Annotated in this window: 25 protein-coding genes and 2 tRNA genes; 7 read left to right on the top strand and 20 right to left on the bottom strand. The window is 64.5% G+C overall.

The genetic code is table 11. The features are described 5' to 3' along the window. Nucleotides 1–31: 31 nt before the first annotated feature. The 4 genes from ACERIT_RS11525 to ACERIT_RS11540 are packed head-to-tail and all read left to right on the top strand — an operon-like array spanning nucleotide 32 to nucleotide 4,200. Nucleotides 32–1,165 (top strand): branched-chain amino acid ABC transporter permease, encoded by a 1,134-nt coding sequence (locus ACERIT_RS11525; protein WP_373675003.1) that lies wholly within the window; start codon nucleotides 32–34, stop codon nucleotides 1,163–1,165. After that, nucleotides 1,162–2,532, top strand: coding sequence for a branched-chain amino acid ABC transporter permease (locus ACERIT_RS11530; protein ID WP_373675004.1), 1,371 nt, complete (start codon nucleotides 1,162–1,164; stop codon nucleotides 2,530–2,532). Before ACERIT_RS11525 ends, ACERIT_RS11530 begins: the two co-directional genes overlap by 4 nt. Continuing rightward, nucleotides 2,525–3,439, top strand: a complete 915-nt coding sequence (locus ACERIT_RS11535) for an ABC transporter ATP-binding protein (protein ID WP_373675005.1) — start codon at nucleotides 2,525–2,527, stop codon at nucleotides 3,437–3,439. The genes ACERIT_RS11530 and ACERIT_RS11535 overlap by 8 nt, the downstream gene beginning before the upstream one ends. Beyond that, entirely contained in the window at nucleotides 3,436–4,200 is a 765-nt protein-coding gene (locus tag ACERIT_RS11540; protein WP_373675006.1) for an ABC transporter ATP-binding protein, read from the top strand. The genes ACERIT_RS11535 and ACERIT_RS11540 overlap by 4 nt, the downstream gene beginning before the upstream one ends. A 1-nt stretch (nucleotide 4,201) precedes the next feature. Here ACERIT_RS11540 and ACERIT_RS11545 read toward each other — a convergent pair whose 3' ends face one another. The 5 genes from ACERIT_RS11545 to ACERIT_RS11565 form a co-directional block, all read right to left on the bottom strand. Next, entirely contained in the window at nucleotides 4,202–5,440 is a 1,239-nt protein-coding gene (locus ACERIT_RS11545) for an ABC transporter substrate-binding protein (protein WP_373675007.1), read from the bottom strand. A gap of 101 nt (nucleotides 5,441–5,541) precedes the next feature. Then, complete coding sequence (locus ACERIT_RS11550) at nucleotides 5,542–6,159, bottom strand: CBS domain-containing protein (RefSeq protein ID WP_373675008.1); 618 nt, start codon at nucleotides 6,157–6,159, stop codon at nucleotides 5,542–5,544. 140 nt (nucleotides 6,160–6,299) lie between these two features. Continuing rightward, nucleotides 6,300–6,617, bottom strand: a complete 318-nt coding sequence (locus tag ACERIT_RS11555; protein ID WP_373675009.1) for a DUF5785 family protein — start codon at nucleotides 6,615–6,617, stop codon at nucleotides 6,300–6,302. An 83-nt stretch (nucleotides 6,618–6,700) separates the two neighbouring features. Then, nucleotides 6,701–6,946, bottom strand: a complete 246-nt coding sequence (locus ACERIT_RS11560) for a hypothetical protein (protein ID WP_373675010.1) — start codon at nucleotides 6,944–6,946, stop codon at nucleotides 6,701–6,703. Further along, nucleotides 6,943–7,986, bottom strand: a complete 1,044-nt coding sequence (locus ACERIT_RS11565; RefSeq protein WP_373675011.1) for a P-loop NTPase — start codon at nucleotides 7,984–7,986, stop codon at nucleotides 6,943–6,945. The genes ACERIT_RS11560 and ACERIT_RS11565 overlap by 4 nt, the downstream gene beginning before the upstream one ends. 104 nt (nucleotides 7,987–8,090) lie before the next feature. Here ACERIT_RS11565 and glmM point away from each other — a divergent pair, with 104 nt between their 5' ends. After that, entirely contained in the window at nucleotides 8,091–9,455 is a 1,365-nt protein-coding gene (gene glmM, locus ACERIT_RS11570; RefSeq protein ID WP_373675012.1) for a phosphoglucosamine mutase, read from the top strand. 86 nt (nucleotides 9,456–9,541) lie between these two features. Here the strand turns inward: glmM and ACERIT_RS11575 are convergent, their stop codons facing one another. The 15 genes from ACERIT_RS11575 to ACERIT_RS11645 all read right to left on the bottom strand — a co-directional run bounded on the left by ACERIT_RS11575 (nucleotide 9,542) and on the right by ACERIT_RS11645 (nucleotide 17,770). Further along, nucleotides 9,542–10,300 carry an isopentenyl phosphate kinase gene (locus ACERIT_RS11575; protein ID WP_373675013.1) on the bottom strand — a complete coding sequence of 253 codons (759 nt, stop codon included), beginning with the start codon at nucleotides 10,298–10,300 and terminating at the stop codon, nucleotides 9,542–9,544. After that, nucleotides 10,300–11,316: a mevalonate kinase gene (mvk, locus tag ACERIT_RS11580; RefSeq protein ID WP_373675014.1), complete on the bottom strand. Its 1,017-nt coding sequence runs from the start codon at nucleotides 11,314–11,316 to the stop codon at nucleotides 10,300–10,302. Before mvk ends, ACERIT_RS11575 begins: the two co-directional genes overlap by 1 nt. Before the next feature lie 99 nt (nucleotides 11,317–11,415). Beyond that, nucleotides 11,416–12,204, bottom strand: a complete 789-nt coding sequence (gene rpsB / locus ACERIT_RS11585) for a 30S ribosomal protein S2 (RefSeq protein ID WP_373675015.1) — start codon at nucleotides 12,202–12,204, stop codon at nucleotides 11,416–11,418. Between the two features lie 45 nt (nucleotides 12,205–12,249). Continuing rightward, nucleotides 12,250–13,452 carry a phosphopyruvate hydratase gene (gene eno / locus ACERIT_RS11590; protein WP_373675016.1) on the bottom strand — a complete coding sequence of 401 codons (1,203 nt, stop codon included), beginning with the start codon at nucleotides 13,450–13,452 and terminating at the stop codon, nucleotides 12,250–12,252. Then, nucleotides 13,452–13,628 (bottom strand): DNA-directed RNA polymerase subunit K, encoded by a 177-nt coding sequence (locus ACERIT_RS11595; protein ID WP_373675017.1) that lies wholly within the window; start codon nucleotides 13,626–13,628, stop codon nucleotides 13,452–13,454. Before ACERIT_RS11595 ends, eno begins: the two co-directional genes overlap by 1 nt. Nucleotides 13,629–13,630: 2 nt before the next feature. Beyond that, nucleotides 13,631–13,825, bottom strand: a complete 195-nt coding sequence (locus ACERIT_RS11600) for a DNA-directed RNA polymerase subunit N (RefSeq protein WP_373675018.1) — start codon at nucleotides 13,823–13,825, stop codon at nucleotides 13,631–13,633. A gap of 12 nt (nucleotides 13,826–13,837) precedes the next feature. Next, nucleotides 13,838–14,236 (bottom strand): 30S ribosomal protein S9, encoded by a 399-nt coding sequence (locus tag ACERIT_RS11605; protein WP_373675019.1) that lies wholly within the window; start codon nucleotides 14,234–14,236, stop codon nucleotides 13,838–13,840. After that, on the bottom strand, nucleotides 14,230–14,679 hold the full coding sequence (locus tag ACERIT_RS11610) for a 50S ribosomal protein L13 (RefSeq protein ID WP_373675020.1): 450 nt from the start codon (nucleotides 14,677–14,679) through the stop codon (nucleotides 14,230–14,232). The genes ACERIT_RS11605 and ACERIT_RS11610 overlap by 7 nt, the downstream gene beginning before the upstream one ends. Next, a complete protein-coding gene (locus tag ACERIT_RS11615; protein ID WP_373675021.1) occupies nucleotides 14,676–15,029 on the bottom strand; it encodes a 50S ribosomal protein L18e in 354 nt (117 codons plus the stop codon). The genes ACERIT_RS11610 and ACERIT_RS11615 overlap by 4 nt, the downstream gene beginning before the upstream one ends. An 89-nt stretch (nucleotides 15,030–15,118) precedes the next feature. Beyond that, nucleotides 15,119–15,203, bottom strand: a tRNA-Leu gene (locus ACERIT_RS11620). Between the two features lie 214 nt (nucleotides 15,204–15,417). Next, nucleotides 15,418–16,170: a DNA-directed RNA polymerase subunit D gene (locus ACERIT_RS11625; RefSeq protein ID WP_373675022.1), complete on the bottom strand. Its 753-nt coding sequence runs from the start codon at nucleotides 16,168–16,170 to the stop codon at nucleotides 15,418–15,420. Between the two features lies 1 nt (nucleotide 16,171). Further along, nucleotides 16,172–16,561, bottom strand: coding sequence for a 30S ribosomal protein S11 (locus ACERIT_RS11630; protein WP_373675023.1), 390 nt, complete (start codon nucleotides 16,559–16,561; stop codon nucleotides 16,172–16,174). A 6-nt stretch (nucleotides 16,562–16,567) separates the two neighbouring features. After that, nucleotides 16,568–17,095 carry a 30S ribosomal protein S4 gene (locus ACERIT_RS11635; protein ID WP_373675024.1) on the bottom strand — a complete coding sequence of 176 codons (528 nt, stop codon included), beginning with the start codon at nucleotides 17,093–17,095 and terminating at the stop codon, nucleotides 16,568–16,570. After that, nucleotides 17,092–17,625: a 30S ribosomal protein S13 gene (locus ACERIT_RS11640; RefSeq protein ID WP_373675025.1), complete on the bottom strand. Its 534-nt coding sequence runs from the start codon at nucleotides 17,623–17,625 to the stop codon at nucleotides 17,092–17,094. The genes ACERIT_RS11635 and ACERIT_RS11640 overlap by 4 nt, the downstream gene beginning before the upstream one ends. A gap of 59 nt (nucleotides 17,626–17,684) precedes the next feature. Then, nucleotides 17,685–17,770 (bottom strand) — tRNA-Ser (locus ACERIT_RS11645). Nucleotides 17,771–18,032: 262 nt separating this feature from the next. Between ACERIT_RS11645 and ACERIT_RS11650 the strand changes: the two genes are divergently transcribed. Together ACERIT_RS11650 and cobT are read left to right on the top strand one after the other, a co-directional pair. After that, nucleotides 18,033–18,491, top strand: coding sequence for a hypothetical protein (locus ACERIT_RS11650; protein ID WP_373675026.1), 459 nt, complete (start codon nucleotides 18,033–18,035; stop codon nucleotides 18,489–18,491). A gap of 2 nt (nucleotides 18,492–18,493) precedes the next feature. Beyond that, on the top strand, nucleotides 18,494–19,597 hold the full coding sequence (gene cobT / locus ACERIT_RS11655; protein ID WP_373675027.1) for a nicotinate-nucleotide--dimethylbenzimidazole phosphoribosyltransferase: 1,104 nt from the start codon (nucleotides 18,494–18,496) through the stop codon (nucleotides 19,595–19,597). The last annotated feature ends 76 nt before the right edge of the window (nucleotides 19,598–19,673 follow it).

Below are 19,673 nucleotides of genomic sequence, written 5' to 3' on the forward strand. Positions count from 1 at the left end.
CCCCCATCCAACGATCGTGTGACGAAAACGCATGGGCCTTACTAAACCATTTGCTCGGGGCGGGCGGGTACTCCGCGAGCAGCCGTCTCTTCTCATCGCGGGAGCGATCGCGGCACTGTTCGTGTTGGATCTCCTCGCGCGACTGGCCGGATTCGAAGTCGGGGTCATCGGCGAGTACACGTTCGGCGGATCGCTTTCGACAAGCCGACTCGGGGGTCTCGTCTGGAACGGCATCGTCGTCGGACTCATCTTCGGTCTCGCCGGGATCGGACTCTCGATGACGTACAGCATCCTCAACTTCGCGAACTTTTCACACGGTGATCTCCTCACGACCGGTGCGTTCACCGGATGGGGAGCGGCATTGCTGGTCGCGGGCTGGGGAACCGGCGACGCGAGCGCCCTGTTGCTCGTCCGCGCGGGCAGCGCTCCCGGCCCGAATGCGATCGGTGCGTCGATTATTCAGGCACCGGCTGCGATCGTCGTCGGCGTCGTCGTCGCTGCGGCCGCGACGGTGCTCGTCGCCCTGGCGATCGACCGGATCGTCTATCGACCGATGCGCGATCGCGGCGGGATCCCGCTTCTCATCGCCAGCATCGGCGCCGCGCTCGCTCTCAGATACGTGATCCAGTTCGTCTTCGGCTCCAGTAGTCGAGGCGTGACCGCCACGGAGGGCGTTCGAACGACCGTCGCCGGCGTCAGCGTCAATCTCCACGAAGTGACCCTTCTCGTCGTCGCTTTGGCGTTGATGGCCGGCGTGCACCTTCTGTTGCAACGTACTACACTCGGGAAAGCGATGCGTGCGATGGCCGACAACAAGGACCTCGCGCTCGTGACCGGCATCCCCACGGAGCGGGTCGTCATGGCCACGTGGATCATCGGGGGGGCGCTTGCGGGAATCTCCGGGTACCTCTACGTGCTCGAGCGTGGGACCATCGAGTTCAACCTCGGCTGGTTTCTGCTGTTGTTCATCTTTGCGGCCGTCATCCTCGGCGGCATCGGATCGATCTATGGCGCGATCGTCGGCGGGCTCGTGATCGGCCTCGTTCACGAGATGTCGTTGATCTGGATCTCGGGCGACTTCAACGCCGCCGCCGCCTTCCTCATCATGATCCTGGCGCTGTTGTATCGACCTGAGGGTCTCTTTAGCGGGGTGAAAACCGCATGACTGACGACGCTCGCAGCGACGGTGGACGGGACGGCCCAGGATCGACACACACGGAACCGTCGGGCGTGATCGATGCCGTTCGACGCGCAGTGATTCGAACCATGGGCGGAAACGACCTCCTCGTCATCCTCGGGACGCTTGCGGCTATCTACTTGCTTTTCACCTTGTTCGTGTTGATCGCGAACGACTTCGCGCTTACCACTAACACGGTGAACGCGATCGTGAGCACCCTCCGGCTGCTCACGTTCTTTGCCGCCTCATATGCCGTGTTGGCGCTGGCGTTGAACCTCCATTGGGGATACACCGGACTGTTCAACATCGGCGTTGCCGGGTTCATGGCCATCGGAGTGTACACGATGGGACTGCTGTCGACGCCGCCGGATGCGACCTCCGGGATGGGCCTTGGCCTCCCGCTTCCGATCGGCGTCCTCGGCGGCATGATCGCCGCGGCTCTCGTCGGACTCCTCGCGGCGCTCCCGGCGTTGCGGCTTCGAGCGGATTACCTCGCCATCGTGACGCTCGGTCTCTCGGAGATAATCCGTCTGACGATGAACTCGGGAGGGCTCTCCCGGTGGACGGTGGCGACGTTCGGGTTCGGTACCGGCGGCGGATCGGGGTTGGATCTCCCGGCTCGGCCGACGGACGGCATCTTTGAGACCGGGGGCGGCGAGTCCTTGCTTGCGACGCTCACCGGTGCGGGGATTCGACGGTCGATCGTCGTCGACTGGACGTACACGCTCGTTGTGGTGGCGTTCGTCGTCGCCGTCTACTGGCTTTTGACGCGCATCGGCTACTCTCCGTTCGGTCGCGTCCTGAAGGCGATCAGGGAGGACGAGCTCGTCGCCCAGTCGCTGGGCAAGGACACACGCCTGTTCAAGATCAAGGTGTTCATGCTCGGCTGCGCGCTGATGGGACTCGGCGGAATCCTCTGGCAGGGGTCGTACGGCTACGTCAACCCCAACTCGTTCCGGCCGATCGTCACCTTCTACGTGTTCGTGGCGGTCATTATCGGCGGATCCGGATCGAATACGGGAAGCATCGTCGGTTCGATCCTGTTCGTCGGACTGCTCTTTGAGGGGCCCCGACAGCTTGGCCGAATCGTGCAAAACGCCCTCGATCTCGGCGGTGAACCGTCGACGTTCGCCGGTGCAGTCGGCCCGCTTTCGGCGCTGGATCCGACCCCGTTTCTTGCGTATTCGCTCGGAAACATCAGCGCGTTGCAGTTCGTGCTGCTCGGCGTCGTGTTGATCGTGATAATGCAACGGCGACCCGAAGGCGTGTTGGGCCATCGGACCGAGACCGCCGCCGCGATCGATCTGACCGAGACCCATCCGACGGCCGACGAGGGAGGTGAGACGAATGAGTGAGACGAACGACCACGACCGCCCATCGGACGCGATCGAGAACATCGAGGTGGACCGTGCGGACGCAGCGGGGGATATCGACGTCGAACCCGAGACGCAGGACTCGCCGATCGAACGGCAGGCGGCGCAGATACCACCGGAGGTGCCGCTTCGGGTTCAAAACCTTCGAAAGACGTTCGGTGGGATCGTCGCCGTCGACGACATGAGCTTCACCGTGGAGGCGGGAACGATCACGGGGCTCATCGGGCCGAACGGCGCCGGCAAATCGACGACCTTCGACTGCATCGCGGGCGCCCACGAGCCGGACGGCGGGACCGTCCAGTTCCGCGGAACCGACATAACGGGCTGGCGACCCGACCGGATCGCGACCAGTGGACTCGTTCGGACGTTCCAGATCGCTCGGGAACTCCCCGAGATGACCGTCCGCGAGAATCTGATGTTGGCCCCACAAGAACAACTCGGCGAGTCGCTCTGGCGGTCGGTCACGCCCGGCGCTCGAAAGGCGGTGATCGAACAGGAGAAGGAACTTCGCGATCGCGTTCAGGAAACCCTCGAGTTCTTCGAGATCGAACATCTCGCCGACCACGAGGCGGGCACGCTCTCGGGAGGCCAACGGAAACTCCTGGAGATGGCTCGGGCGATGATGACCGATCCCGAGATGCTCCTGCTCGATGAACCGCTTGCGGGCGTTAACCCGACCCTTGAGGAGAAACTGCTCGATCGGATCCACGACCTTCGCGACAGGGGATACACCTTCCTGCTCGTCGAACACGACATGGACGTCATCATGGAGAACTGTGAACACGTGATCGTGATGCATCAGGGATCGTTGCTCGCCGAGGGACCGCCGGAGGCGATCCGGGAGGACGAACGGGTGCTAGATGCCTACCTCGGGGGTGACCTCGAATGACCACACCCGATCCCGGGACGAGCGCGCGTCGCGATCCGGCGGCGACGGCCCCCGAAGACGCGATCCTCCAGGTCCGAGACCTCGATGCGGGCTATGGCGATCTGCAGATACTCTCCGGTGTCGATCTCGACGTCGGGACCGAAGAGTACGTTACGATCGTCGGGCCAAACGGGGCGGGCAAATCCACCCTGATGAAGTCGGTGTTCGGATTGACTACCTACATGGGGGGAACGATAACCTTCCGAGGGAAGCCGATCCACGAGTTGGCACCCGAGCGGATCGTCCATGAGGGGATAAGCTACGTTCCCCAAAGCGACAACGTCTTCGGCGAGTTGACCGTCCGGGAGAACTTGGAAATGGGAGCCTACGTTCTTGATGAGGTCCCTGAATCGCGTATCGAGGCGATTTATGACCGGTTTCCCGTGCTTCGGGATCGAAGCGACCAGAAGGCCGGAACCATGTCGGGCGGGCAACGGCAGATGGTTGCAATGGGACGTGCGTTGATGCTTGATCCTGAATTGCTGTTGCTCGATGAGCCCTCGGCGGGACTCGCGCCGGATCTCGTGGCGGACATGTTCGATCGAATCGACCGCATCAACGACGACGGAACCGCGGTGTTGATGGTCGAACAGAACGCCAAGCAGGCGCTTCGTCGATGCGATCGGGGATACGTCCTCACGCAGGGGGAAAACGGATACGTGGATACCGGTGATCGACTGTTGGCAGACGAGGAGGTTCGCAGAGAGTTCCTCGGGGGATGATTTATTCGACGTCGATCGTATCCACGTTCTCGATCTCGCCGTCCTGATACCGGAAGACGGTGTACGAGACTGCCTTCATGTCGCCGTTCTCATCGAAGTTGACCGGCGAGGAGGCTCCCTGGTAGTTGATCGCCTCTCCGTTGGCAGCCATCTCGACGCCCTCCACGAGGTTGTCGGGAGTGATCTCAGTTCCGTCAGGATTGGCGACGTCGCGGAGATGATCGCGGACGTCGACTCCGGAGGGGTCCCCTTCGCCGGAAGCGACGCTCGCGAGGACGATCACTGCCGCGGCGTCGTAGGCGTGAGCGTTGAACACGCCCGGTTCGGTGTCATACTGGTCCTGATAGAGTTCGCTGAAGCGGTCGGAACCGGGGCCGCTCGCACTCGGCGCGGTTCCCCAGACGTTGTTCATCGGGTTGCCGACCTCCTCGGGAAGCGTGGAGTCGTTTAGGCCGTCGGGGACGAGGATCGGGATGTCGTACTCGCTTGCGTATTCGTTGTAGAAGTCACGAAAGAGGGTGATCCCCGACTGCGGGAACCCGACCACCATCAGTACGTCGGGGGAATCGGTCAACGCCTCGCTGAGTTGGGAGGAGTAGGACGCCTGTTCGGCCTCGAACGAGACGCGATTGATGGCTTCGCCGCCGAGTTCCTCGAAGGCCGTGACGAACGCATCCTCAAGTGCCTGTCCGTAGTTGTCGTTGAGATACAACGTTCCCACGGTGGCGGCTTCAAAACGGTCGACAGCGATGTCCGCCATCACCGGACCTTGTAATGCGTCGGAGGGTGCAGTCCGGAAGATGAAGTCGTCGTCCTCAAGATCGGTAACGGCGGGCGCCGTCGACGACGGCGAGATCCCGACCACCTCGTTGGGGATGAACACCTGACGAGTCACCTGGAGGTTGACGTTCGAGGCCGCCGGTCCGACCACCGCGGGCATCCCGGCGTTGACCAGGTTGTTCGCCTCCGAGATCCCGGCTTGCGGACTCGTTTGGGTGTCACCGGTTTGGGTCTCGATCGTGTACTCCGTCTCGCCCTCGAGTTGGTGAGCCGGCAACAACGCACCGTCACGGATCCCAGGGCCCAGCGGACCGAGGTCTCCCGTCTCCGGCATCAAAACGCCGTATTGAACCGTTCCGGCGCCTGAATCGTCGCCGACTCCCGCACAACCCGCGATCGAGACCAGGGTGAGACCGGCGGTTCCCTTCAGGACGTCGCGCCGCTGGATGTCGCGTGTCATGTTAGTTTTCAAAACGGCACAGGGGATTATAAGTTTGCCGTGGATTCACGTGACCGTTCTGGACAGCTATCCATCGATATCGCGTTCGGGTGCCGCGTCGATCAGAACTCCTGACAGTCGGGACAGACGAGCCGACCGTTCGAGTTCGAGAGGGCCGCGGTGAGGGTCCCACAGACTTCACAGATGCTCTGGGTTGCCTCCGTCGCGACGTCGATCTCCTCCTCGCGGTCCGGAGGGATCTCGACCTCCTGTGTTCGATCCTCGGACCGATCCATCTCGCGTGCCGAGCCGGTCTCGGGTTCCGGATCGCTGCGTGTCCCCGCCGGATGCGTTGTGAGTACGTCCCGTTCGGTGAGTATTCCGACGGCCTCCCCGTCGGCAGTGACGATAAGCCGACTTGAGCCGCCGGTGATCAATCGGTCCTCGGCGAGCGAGACCCGATCGGTGGCGGCGATCGTCGGGGCAGGACCGTTCATTACCTCGCCGACGGTCGGTTCTCCATCGCTATCGAGTCCGTTCCCCATCGATTCCACCTCCAACATCGCCTCAAGCGCGTCACGCGCGGATAGATAGCCGACGGGATCACCACCACGAACGACGACGAGGCAGTCCGCCGTCTCCCGGACCAACAGTTCCGCGGCGTCGACGAGCGGATCGGATTCGCTGACTCCGAGGAACTCCCGGTTCATGATCTCCTGTACCGTGATATCGTCCCGCATACTCGCAAATAGTGCGGGGAGGTGTAAAACCTGCCTGCAATACAGTTAACACGGGCCATACCGTACAAACAAAATTCGGACGGTAATCGACCCTATCTGCATCCGTTCGTCGATCGCGAAGACGTCCGATCCGGAACCGATCAGGCTTCCGAACCGACGAAGGCCTCCGCACCCTCATAGAACCAGTGGCCGGCCTCACGCATTGCGCGGCCGAGTTCCTGATGGAACTCGATGAAGTCCTCGAACTCCTCGATTTCGACGTTTTCGAAGATCTCCGCCACGGAGACGACGGTCTCGTAGTCGATCCGAACGGGGTGATCGCCGTACTGCTCGACGTACTCCGTCGCCGAAAGCGGGAAGTCCTCCTCCTCGTCGATCTTCTTTGCGAGGATCGCGTGGCCGTACTTTCGGCCGCCCTCGCTCCCCTTCTCTCCGTCGGGGTCGTGTGGCCAGTCCATATCCCCGATTTCACGATCGGATGGCATAGTCGTTACGTTCGCTCCGCACCTCGGAGCGCGGCGCGCGACACTGGATCGAGCGATCAGCGATCGATCCCGCCGCGGGATTTGGTCTCGACGATATGCTCGACGTTTCGACATATCTTCTCCGGCGAGGTGTCCGCGTCGGGATCGTAGAGATCCGACACCCGATAGAGGAACGCGGCGACCTGTTGGCTCTCGGAACTGTCCGCGCGAACCTCCTCGGCTATCTTCCGGAGAACTCGCCGTTTCTCGGTGTCATCAGCGACCCGCGCGTTCGGATCGCGGTCGCGATCGGCGGCAGTCACGATCCGTCGATCACCTCGCGCCGGCGCACGATGCCGGCGTTGTTCGCGACGGTTTCGGCGATCTCCATGAACGCCGCGGCGGTTTCTCCCTCCGAGAGCACGATCGGCTCACCACCGTCTCCGCCGGCTCGGACGTCGGGATCGAGCGGGACGCCGCCGAGGAACGGCAGATCGTGATCGGCAGCCAGGTCGCGTCCGCCGCCGGACCCGAAGACGTCGTGGACGCTTCCACAGTCGGGACATTTGAAGCCGGCCATGTTCTCGGCGATTCCGAGCACGTTCGTTTCGTGCTCGCCGAACATTCGCAATCCCTTGGTCGCGTCGTCGATCGCCACTTCCTCCGGTGTCGTCACGATAACGGCCCCGGTAAGGGGGAGCGTCTGGAGGATCGTCAACTGCGTGTCGCCGGTTCCCGGCGGGAGATCGATCACGAGATAGTCCAACTCGCCCCAGTCGACATCCTCGACGAGTTGGGTCAGGATCTTGTGTACCATCGGACCGCGCCAGATGACCGGATCGTCCTCGCCCGTGAGAAAGTCCATGCTCATCAGGCGCATCCCGTGTCGCTCCGGCGGCACGATGGTCTCGCCGTCCGTTCGCGGCTGCGTGTCGGCGCCGACCATCCGCGGAACGTTTGGCCCGTAGATGTCGGCATCGAATAGCCCGACGCGGGCACCCAACTCGGAGAGTCCGGCGGCGATGTTGACCGACATCGTCGATTTCCCGACCCCCCCTTTTCCGGAGGCAACCGCGATGACGTTTTTGATCCCCGGAAGCACCTGCTCGTCGTGGGGCGCGTCCGTGGGGATCCGAGCCGACAGCTCCGGTTCGAACCCCTCGGCTGCCAGCGTCGATCGAACCTCCCCGGCGATGGCCGTCTCGGTCGGTGAGTACGGCGCGCCGAGCGCGAGCGAGACGTGAACCACCTCGTCCTCGTCGTCGACGTCCAGATCGTTTATCAGGCCGAGCGAGACGATATCGTCGCCCAGATCGGGATCCTCGATCGAAGAGAGGAGATCGCGTATCTCGGATTCGTCCATGTTCGTTTCGAGGGCCGTCCACCGAATAAGCGTGACGTCCGAGGGGACGCGTTCGCGATCGCGGACCCGATCGCTTTTTCAGCCGTCCGCGTCCACCCGGAGGTATGTTCGGAACGAGCGGCGTTCGTGGGCCGATCGGCGGGACGGTGACGGCAGAACTCGCCTTGTCGATCGGCCGGGCGATTGCCGTCGAGGCGGAGACGGTCGTGATCGGTCGAGACGTTCGTGACTCCGGCCGAGCGCTCCTCGACGCGCTCGCGGCGGGACTGGCCGAATCCGGCGTCGACATCCTTGAGACCGGCGTTGCGACGACGCCGACGATCGCCCGCGCGGTCGCGGAAAGCGAGGCCGACGCCGGGATCGTCGTCACCGCCTCCCACAATCCCCCGGAGGACAACGGGATCAAACTGTGGACCGCCTCAGGGATGGCCTTCGGCTCCGATGACGGACGCCGGATCGAGGATCGGATCGAGCGGTCGGGCTACGACCTCGCGGAGTGGGACGACCACGGACGGCGCCGCGAATATGCTACCGTCACGGGCACCACCGCGACGGCCGCTCATCGCCGGGCGATCGTCGAAGCGGGCGAGCGGACACTCACGTCGCTTGGAACCACGTTCGAGGGAACGACCGTGGTCGTCGATCTCGGAAACGGCACGGGCCGCGTGACGGCGGACGCGCTCTCCGATCTCGGCGCCGACGTCGAGACGCTCAACGGACAGCGGGACGGGCGGTTCCCCAGTCGTCCAAGCGAGCCGACCGCCGAGACCTGCGGATCACTTTCGGCACACGTGACCGCGATCGGAGCTGATCTCGGGATCGCCCACGACGGCGACGCAGACCGGATGATGGCGGTGGCTGAGGACGGCCAGTTCGTGGGCGGCGATTCGTTGTTGGCGATCTTCGGCCACGAGGCCGTTAATGCAGAATCGGGAGGTGATCGGGTCGCGGCACCGGTCAACACCAGCCTCGCGGTCGATGACGCGCTCGATTCGGTCGGCGGCGAAGTCGTACGGACGCGCGTCGGCGACGTCGCAGTGGCACGGGAGACACGCGAGGATCGCGTCGTCCTCGGCGGGGAGCCCTCCGGCGCGTGGATCTTCCCCGGCGAGACGCCGTGTCCGGACGGGCCGCTTGCCGCCGTTCGACTCACAGCGCTTTCGACCGCGAAATCGATCGGAGAGCGACTCGCCGAGACACCGACGTACCCCATCCGACGGGGAAACATCGAGGTGGACGATCGGTCCGCCGTGATGAACGCCGTCGAGGAGATGGTTACGGAGGAGTATGCCGACGTCGAGACGCTCGATGGAGTTCGCGTGGAGACGCCGGAGGGATGGTTCCTGATTCGTGCGTCCGGGACCCAGCCGCTCGTGCGGATGACGGCCGAGGCACGCGACTCGGAGACGAGCCAAGAACTTCTCGAGGAGGCTCGTTCGATCCTCGAAAACGCGATCGAGACCGTCTGAATCGGAGCGCTCCGGTCAGGTCCAGCCCGGTCCGTTTTGGTCCGTTCCGCTCCGTTCCAGTTCGTTCCGGTCCGTTTTGGTCGGCATCACTCGATCCGGGTTCCGGGATCCTCGCCGCGGAGGAACCCGGATAGCTCGTTGGGGCCGAACACGAAGGCCGGCGCATCGAGTGCGAGCAGCTCACGGACCTTGGCAGCCATTCCACCGGAGACGTCGGTCGCGTCGCTCGCACCGAGGACGTCCGCCACCTCCTCGAATTCCTCGATCAACGACACGACCTCTCCGTCGTCAAGCACGCCGGGAACGGTCGAACAGACTCCGACGCGGTCGGCATCAAGGGCGGCCGCGAGTTCGACGACGAGTTCGTCTCCGGAGATGACGGAAACCCCCTCGCCAGCCGTGGCGATCCCGTCGCCGTGGAGCACGGGAACGAACCCTTCCGAAAGCAGAGTTCCCGTCGATCCGATCGGCAGGGCGAGTTCCCCGTCGACGCCCTCCGGACGCGCGGCCAGGGAGAGGGGATGGATCGGAACCGCATCGACGCCCCGCTCGTGGAGTCGGTCGAGGACGAAGCGGTTGAGCGTCGTCATTGCCCCGTGGACGTCCATCACGGCACCGACGTCGTGGGTCCCGGTGGCCGTCGAGAGTCCATGTTCGCTAGCGTGATGGTGGCCGAAGCTGCCGCCGCCGTGGACGATCACGAGATCCCCGACCGTGTCGTCGGCGATCGCGCCCGCTATCGCGTCGCTGGCGGCATCGAGAGCCGGTCCGTCGAGCGTCTCGGGGCGGTCCTTGTCGGTGATCACGCTGCCGCCGAGTTTCACCACGAGACGATCCCCGGACATCAGGTCGCCTCCACGCGAACCCCGTCGATCGCGAGTTCGGCACGAAACGCATCGACACAGCCCTGGGTGAACGAGAGTGCCGTCTCCGTCTCCGGCGTCGGATCGAGCGCGACGATACATCCGCCGCCGCCAGCACCGGTCAGCTTCGCGCCGTGGGCGCCGGCGTTGCGTGCCGCCCAGACCATCGCGTCGAGCGAGCGCGCGGAGACGCCGAGGGCCGACAGGAGTCCGTGGTTGAAGTTCATCAAGCCGCCCAGTTCCGCAAGCAGTTCGGGGCCTGGATCGGCCTCCGGATCCGCTTTGGCAAGCAGGGCCTCTCCCTCCCGGACGATATCGCCGATCGACTCGACCGTGTTGGCGGCGAAGTCGTAGGATTCTTTCAGCTCGCGGACGCCACCGACGAGCTTCCCGGTGTCACCGGCCCCGCCGTCGAACCCAACGACCAGCGGGAGGTTCGGTGTCTCGATCGTCGTACAGTCATCGCCCTCGACGCGCACTGCACCTCCCATCGCGGAACAGAACGTGTCCGCACGCGAGGCCTGCCCGTCCTGGACCTCGTACTCGGCACGATAGGCGCGTCGTGCGATCTCTCGTCGATCGATCGGCTCGCCGAGCGCTCGGGTGGCCGCATCGATCCCGGCGACGACCACGGCCGCGGAGGATCCGAGTCCCGCCCCCAGCGGGATGTCGCTTTCGACGGTGATGTCGAATCCCGCGTTCGGTGCGTCGGCCGCCTCGCGGGCCTGACGAACCGCCGCGTCGACGTATCCAGTCGCGGCCGAAACAAGCGATTGGTCAACGTCGACGTCGGGTTGCGTCTCCGTGGATCCGTCGTACTCGACGGTAAATCCGTCCAACGAGAGGTCCTCGGCGGCGACGCGGACGTGGTCATCGGATCGCGGCTCGACGGTGACACGGGCCCGACGTTCGATCGCACACGGCACCGCAGGCTCCCCGTAGACGACGGCGTGTTCGCCAAAGAGGTACACCTTCCCCGGCGCGCTACAGACGGTCATGTTCGTCCACACAGGCTCCGCCATAACAGGCGTTGCGCTTGCCGTCGACGTGAGGGACCGAAAACGGAACTCGAACGGAATCGTAAAATGTCGGCCGAACTATAGCTCCGCCTCGAAGTCCTCGAGGGCGTAGAGCGTGTCGGCTCCACGGCGGTCGAGGGTCTCGTTGGCGAGCAGCCAGTAGACGATCGAGAGCGCGCGTCGTCCCTTGTTGTTCGTCGGGATGACGAGGTCGACGTTCGAAAGCTGGTTGTTGGAGTCGCACATCGCGATGACGGGGATACCGACCGTGATGGCCTCCTTTACCGCCTGGGCGTCGCCGATCGGGTCGGTGACGACCAGCACGTCCGGTTCGATGTAGCCGGCGTAATCGGGGTTCGTCAGCGTGCCGGGGATGAACCGTCCGGTTCGTGCGCGAGCGCCGATCGCGTCCGCGAACTTCTCGGCCGGGAATCGACCGTACTGTCGCGAGGAGGTGACGAGCACCTGCTCGGGGTCGTAATCGGACAGGAAGTCGGCGGCCACGCGGATGCGCCCGTCCGTCTTGGAGACGTCGAGCACGTAGAGACCGTCATCGCGAACCCGGTGGATGAACCGCTCCATGTCCTGGGTTTTCTGTTGAGTACCGATGTGGACGCCGGCGCCGAGGTAATCCTCGACGGGGATGAGGAGGTCGGCCTCCTCGTCGGGCATGACGTCCTCGTCGAAGGGGGAGCCGGCCTCCTCCGGCTCCTCCTCGGCTTCGAGGTCGTCCGTCTCCGTCGGCTCGTCCGCCGCATCGGTAGGCTGTGCTGCTGTCGTGTCGGTCTCGTCCTCGACGGATGCGGCATCGGCCTCCTCGGCCGCCGTCTCATCGTCGAGTTCGACCGCGTCGTTGTCCTCGGTCATCGGTTGTCCGTTGTCGTGTTGGTTGTCCGTAGTCTACGCATCGTCTCAGACCGCTCCCTCGGCGATCCGGATCAGCTCGTTGAGCTTGGCGGTTCGCTCGCCGCCAACCGTCCCCGTCTTGATGTAGGGGGCGTCGGTCGCGACGGCCAGATGGGCGATCGTCGTGTCCTCCGTCTCGCCGGATCGGTGGGAGATGACGGATTCGTATCCGTTTCGGGTGGCCAGTTCGACGGCGTCGAACGCCTGTGAGAGCGTGCCGATCTGGTTTGGCTTGATCAGAATGCTGTTTGCGGCACCTACGTCGATCCCCTCCTCGAGGCGGTCGACGTTGGTGACGAACAGATCGTCGCCACAGACGAGCGTCCGGTCGCCGACGCGTTCGGTCAGCTGCGCGAACCGATCATAGTCGTCCTCATCGAGCGGATCCTCGACGTACGCGAGATCATACTCGTCGACGAGACCGGCGACGTACTCGACTTGCTCGTCGGGCGAACGCGTCTCGTCGCCGTAGACGTACGTGTCAGTCTCGGCGTCGTACAGTTCCGCGCCGGCCATGTCGAGACCAAAGCGGATCGAGAATCCGACCTCGTCGGCAACGAGGTCCGTCGCCTCGGCCATCACCTCGAACGCCTCCTCGTCGGAAATGGAGGGGGCCAGCGCGCCTTCATCGCCCTTGGCGGCCGGAACGCCCCTGTCGGCCAGGATCGATTCCGCAGTCGCGTGAACGGCGGCGTTCGCAAAGACGGCCTCCGTCACGCTCGGGGCCCCGACGGGCGCCGCGAGGAACTCCTGGATGTCCGTTGCATCCGCCGCGTGTTCGCCTCCGCCGATGACGTTGCCAAGCGGGATCGGGAAGTTCTCCCCGCGGAAGGCGCCACCGAGGTGCTGATACAGCGGGGCGCCGAGGACGTCTGCGGCGGCCTTTGCGGCGGCCATGGAGATCGCGACCGCCGAGTTGGCGCCGATCTCCGAGAAGTCCTCGGTGCCGTCGGCGGCGCGCAGTGCGGCGTCGATCTCACGCTGGTCGCCCGCATACTGCCCCTCCAGACGGGGAACCGCGTGCTCGCGGGCGGCGGCGATCGCCTCGGATGGCGGCCGTTCGACGGCCTCGTACTCGCCGGTCGAGGCGCCCGAGGGCGCAGCCGCGCGTCCGAATCCCCCCGACTCGGTGAGAACGTCCGCCTCCACCGTTGGGTTGCCACGCGAATCGAGCACGCGGCGCAACGCGACCGACGTGACGCGCGTCATTACGCCTCCTCCCTCCGAACGGTAAAGGGGAGGACTCCGGCGTCGTACTCCTCGGCGGCGACGAGTATCGGCTGCGTCTCGCTGGTGTCTATCAACACCGGTGCGCCGTAGGACACCTGCAGCGCTCTCGCGCCCAGGATACGTGCCTTCTCGTAGCGATTGTGGTTTTGAGACATGGTCACTGATACGGCGAGACGACGTCGACGAGGTCCGTGTGGCTCACCATCATTCGGCGACAGCAGTGACGGTCGACGCCGAGATCGTCGAGCACTTCGCCGGGATCCTCATCTCCCTCGCGTGCGCGGTCTTTGAACTCGTCCCAATGTTCACCGATGACGTTACCGCAGGTGAAACACCGGACTGGGATCATCATGGGTGGATCACCTCAGCGGTAGGACTTCTGGTAGCGGGCACGTGCGCCGGGCCCGCCCCACTTTTTGGGTTCGGACTGGCGAACGTCGTTGACCAGCAGCGTCCGATCGAAGTTCAGATACGCCTCGCGCAACTCGGCATCGCCGAGATGCTGCACCAGCCCGCGAGCGATCGCGGTCCGTGCGGCGTCGGCCTGTCCGCTGAAGCCGCCGCCGTCGACGGAGACGTCGATGTCGACGCCGTCGCGAAGCTCCTCGCCGGCGATGCGGAACGGTTCGAGCATCTTCAAGCGAGCCTGCTCCGGCTCGACGAGTTCGACGGGCTGGGAGTTGATTCGAACGCGACCCTTGCCGTCACGCACGGTGGCGCGGGCAACGGCCGTCTTCTTCTTTCCGGAGGTATTCGTTACCATGTGACGTTAGCACCCAGACTCTCGGAGACGTCCCCGATCGTCGTGAATTTGATGTTCGATAGTCGATCCAGCGACGTGCCGTCGAGCACGACCGACTCGTAGTCGTCGTCGCGCTCGTAGGGATTTCCGACGTACACGCGGACGTTCTCGAACGCCTCGCGACCACGGTCGGTCTTGTAAGGGACCATCCCGCGGATCGCCCGCTTGAAGATGCGGTCCGGCCGTTTCGGGAAGTATGGACCGCTGTCGGATCCCAGGTTGGCACGCGTGTGGTAGGTGTCCATCGTGTCCTCCTCGTTGCCGGTGATCACCGCGTTCTCGGCGTTGACCACGGCGACGCGATCGCCATCGAGCGCGCGGGTCGCGACGTTCGATGCGACGCGTCCGAGAATGCAGTCGCGGGCGTCGACGACGACGTCCGCGTCGAATTCGGAGAGGTTCATCGGATCACCCGTACGTTCGATCCGCTGGGATTTCGTTCGACGAACTGTTCGAGCGACACTGCGTCGCCGGCCTGGTCGATCTTGCGTCGGGCGGTCCCCGAGAAGTCGACGGCAGCGACGGTGACGTTCTTCTCCAGCACACCGCTACCCAGCACCTTGCCGGGAACGATGACCGCCTCGTCTTCCTGGGCGTATCGTTCGATGCGTCCCAGGTTGACCTCAGCGTGGGTGCGCCGGGGCTTTTCCAACCGGTCCGCGATGTCCTGCCAGACTGCGGCATCGGACTCACGGGATGCCGACTTGAGATCGGCGATGAGGTTCTGTAATCGTGGATTCGTCTTGCTACTCATTGGTCTCCTCCTGTATGGAAGGTCGTGAATACGCGTGAGATCGAGCGGCCGGACGCCGGTCGATCCCGGTCGATCGGGTAAAAGTGGAGTGCAGGGAGCAGGATTTGAACCTGCGGACCTCTACAGGACAGCGCCCTGAACGCTGCGCCGTTGGCCTGACTTGGCTATCCCTGCGTGCACTCCACGCTACCGTATCGCCCTTCAAACCACTTTCGGTCCGCCGGCCCCCCGCGATCGCAGGCGGGCGGGAATCGGTCTCGTCGAAACGGGACCGGTTCGCGGGGAAGATACCATCGGCTCCTGCTGGCGTGTCGGCGGGAAACGCCGACTCACCGAGCGCGTGGGGATCTTCCGTGGTGGTGTGAAGGGTCATGGTCGTTCTCGTGGGTTAGACGGCGACCGTCTCTTGTAGTTCGTCCGCGCGATCCTCGATCGTCTCGATCGCGCGAAGCAGCAGTTCCTCGACGTCGAGGGATCCGTCCGTCTCGATGTGGAAGACGAACGCACCGGGAACGTCCTCGACGTTCACCTCCGTGCCGGGATACCGCTCGGAGAGGTCGTGGTCGAACTCCGCGGTCGGGACGATATCGCCGTCCTCCGTCTCGATGACGCCGCGAAGGATTCGAGCTTCCTCCTCGTCGAACTCGCCGAGGTCGTCCCCGACGGAGACACGCTGGAGGTGTCGATAGCCGACGGAGACGCCGCCCTGGTGTTTGGCGTGCTCTTTGCCCGTATCGAGCACCGCATCGGCTTCGAGTTCGATCCGCTGTCCCTCCTTCAACTCGATGATCGGGATGTTCTCATCGGCGGGCTCGACGAGCGGTTCCGAAGTCTCGATATCGCCCGAGTAGGCGGTTGCAGGCCCCTCGACGTCGAGCGCGAGGGTTACCTCGTCGCCGATCTCGAATTCCCCGATGGGAGTCGTGAGCGGGACGAGTCCGAGACGGAGCCCGAGCATTTCGTCGAACAACACCGAGGAGTTCTCGAGGAACCGCACGGTGTCGATCGAGAACGTGGGCACGTCCGCGATCATCGCCCGGCGAATGCCGTTGGCGAACGCCGGCGTGAGTCCGCGGATCAGGACCCGCGCACTCCGGTCCTCGCGTTCGATGTACTGCACGTCGAAGTCGGCCTCGCTCATGTTAGATCCGTTTGTTCTTCGGCGCTTTCGTTCCGTCGTGCGGGATCGGCGTCACGTCCTCGATCCGGCCGATCTCCACGCCGGCGCGTGCGAGCGCCCGAATCGTCGCTTGGGCGCCAGGACCGGTCGACTTGTTGAGGTTGCCGCCGGGTCCGCGCACACGAACGTGTACGCCCTCCAGACCGGCCGCCTTGACCTCCTCGGCGACGACCTCGGCCATCTGCATGGCCGCGTACGGCGAGGCCTCGTCGCGGTTCTGTTTCACCACGGTCCCGCCGGATGACTTGGCGATCGTCTCCGCGCCGGTCTCGTCGGTGACCGTGACGAGCGTGTTGTTGAACGATGCATAGACGTGGGCAATTCCCCACTTTCCGTCCTCTGTTTCGCTCATGGGTGGTTACTCCTGTGCCTCCGCACGCTCGGGGTGTAGTTCGTCGGCGAGCGGGCTCGTTTCGTCGAAGGCGATTGCGTCCTCCTCCGTCGTATCGATCTTCTTCGCGGGTCGCGTGACCCGTGCGCCGTCCACCGTCACGTGGCCGTGGACGATGAACTGACGCGCCTGGCTCGTCGAGGAGGCGAGTCCGTTCCGATAGGTAACCGTCTGGAGACGACGCTCAAGCAGGTCCGTCACGTCGAGTGACAGAACCGACGAGATGTCGTCGTTCTCACTGAGGATGCCGAGGGTTCGAAGTCGGGTGAGAAACTCCGCTCCGGCTTCCTGGGCGGACTCGACGTCACCCTGTGCCTCTCCGAGCAGCCGTCGCGCCTCGCGGCGCATGTTCCGTAGCTCGGATTGGGCTCGCCAGAACTCCTCTTTGTTCTTCAGGCCGTATCGCGAGACCAGGTCGGCCTCCTCGGCGATCCGTTCGCCCTGATACGGATGGTTTGGCGTTTCGTAGCCCTTGGTGTTGTTGCCGGTCGTCATTCTTCCTCACCAAGCGATTCCATTTCGGCTTCCTCTTCCGCCTGTTCTTCGCGGATCTCCTCGACGTTGACGCCGATGGTCCCTTCGGTCCGTCCCGTGGACTTGGTTCGCTGTCCGCGTACCTTCTGTCCGCGCTTGTGACGGGACCCTTTGTAGGATTCGATCATCTTCATGCGGTTGATGTCGTGTCGTCGCTGTTCGGAGAGTTCGGTTCCGATCTTGTGGTCGGTCTCGCCGGTGAAGAAGTCCTTCTGCCGGTTGACCATCCATTCTGGAACGTGCTCCTCGAAGTTTTCGACGACCTCGACGACGGCGTCGATCTCGTCATCCTCGAGCGCGCCGAACGTGGCCGTGCGGTCCACGTCGGCGGTCTCCGCGACGAGTCGAGCCGTGCGCGTGCCGATACCGTTGAGGTCTGTTAGGCTTCGCTCGACGGACTTCGTCCCATCGAGGTCCGCGGACCCGATGCGAACGAAGTACCGGAGGTCCTCCTCCTCCGCCGAGTCGTCCTGTGGTTCTTCTGCACTCATTGTGGGTGGTGTGTCGGTGCGGGCAGTGGTCTCCCACGGCCTGCAAGTGTCGATTCGAGCGTTGCGGCGGGGATTCGAACCCCGGAGGCGTGACCGCCACAGAGTTAGCAACCCTGCGCCTTGGGCCAAACTTGGCTACCGCAACCCTATCGTATCATCGCCCTTCCGGACTCGGGGCCCCGTGCCCCTGCAGTACGTGCGTATGAACGAACCCGTCATCGCCACTTAAACATCACGGATGCCACCGGGGCGTGTGCTGACCTCACACGATGCACGGAGCGATCGATGGGCTGTTGATCAGGACGTCGCTACTGAGCGGCCACGCCCGGCCACGTCGACGCTCCGGTCCGAGTACCCGATCGACGGAGTCGACGCACCTTTTTGCCCTCCGGCGTAAATCCGTAGGTATGTCCCTCGACGTGACGGTTCCCGACCCGCCGGAGCTTTCCGGGGTCGATCCGAACGAGTACGACGATGCGGAGGTCGCGGGCGACGACTATCGACGCGGGGAGTTGTCGGCGTTCCTTCAGGAGGGCGCCTGGGAGGAGGCCTTCGAGGAGTGGGCGGCCACGAGCGCCCTCGACGAGGACGAGTGGGCGATCGTCGTCGACTTGGAGTTGGTGGACCGGTTCGACTTCTTTTGGGACTCCTTTGCCGACCGGGTCGGCTACCACGCACCGGGGCTTCCGGAGGACTGGAAGGTGCGCGATATCCATCCCGAGATCGATTCGTGGGAAATCGTCTCCGGGATCAACGCCGGGTTGACCGAGCTCGGACAGGTCGTCTGTGAGGTCCTGAAAGCGGAGTACATTGACTGGGAAAGCGACTACGATGCACCGGACGACCTCCCGGATTTCGAGACGTGAGAATGGAGGAACAACGACGCCGCGACGCCACCGACAACGCCGATCGCTCAGTCGCGATCACCCTCCCGACCGTACCGCCGGTCGACGAGGCCGCCGAACACGACGCGATGGATCGCCAGCCCACCCTCACGAAGCCGCCCGGGAGCCTCGGTCGGCTTGAGAACCTCGCGGTCGCGCTTGCGGGACTCTCCGGCGAGAGCCGACCCGAACTCGCCGAGGCGACCGTCGTGGTCGCGGCGTCGGATCACGGTGTCGTCGATCGTGGCGTCTCCGCATATCCACAGGCGGCCACCCGGGCGATGCTTGCGAACTTTCTGAACGGCGGGGCGGCGATCAACGCGATCGCCGACGCGGTAGGCGCCGAGACGCTCGTCGTGGACGCTGGCATCGTCGGCGAGCCGGTTGCAGGAGCCCTCGACGTCCGGATCGGATCGGGAACGGACGACGCCGCCGCGGGATCTGCGATGTCCCGGAAGGAAGCGCTGGCTGCGATCGATGCGGGCCTCGAAATTGCGGCGGCGGATCTCGACGACAGCGATATCGTCGCGCTCGGGGAGATGGGGATCGGAAACACGACGATCGCCGCGGCGCTCACGGCGGCGCTGACCGACGCTTCGCCGGCGGAGGCGACCGGCCACGGGACCGGAATCGACGACGGTCGGCTCGATCACAAGATCGACGTCGTCGAGGAGATGCTCCGGGTGGACGGCCTCTCTCCGGACGATCGATCCACCGATCAGGATCCCCTCGATATCCTTGCCAGCGTCGGGGGGTTCGAGGTCGGCGTTCTCGCCGGAGTGGCAATCGGGTGTGCGGCAGACCGGACGCCGGTGGTCGTCGACGGTGCGATAAGCGGGGCGGCCGCGCTGCTCGCCGACGCGATCGAGCCGGCCGTCCGACCGTATCTCCTTCCCTCGCACGCGGGCGTCGAGCCCGCACACGCGATCCAACTCGACGCACTCGATCTGGACCCGCTTTTCGAGTACGACCTCCGGTTGGGTGAGGGGACCGGCGCCTGCCTGGCGTTGCCGATATATCGGTCCGCATGCGCGACGCTCCGCGAGATGGCGACGTTCGACGATATCGGCCTCGGACCCGACCAGTGACGGGATGACCGTCTCCAGGGTTCGATAGTCGTATTCAGATCTTCGATCCGCCTCTCCGGGGAGCGACTCCGTCGTA

It is taken from the genome of Halopenitus sp. H-Gu1 (assembly GCF_041821145.1).
Lineage (GTDB): Archaea > Halobacteriota > Halobacteria > Halobacteriales > Haloferacaceae > Halopenitus.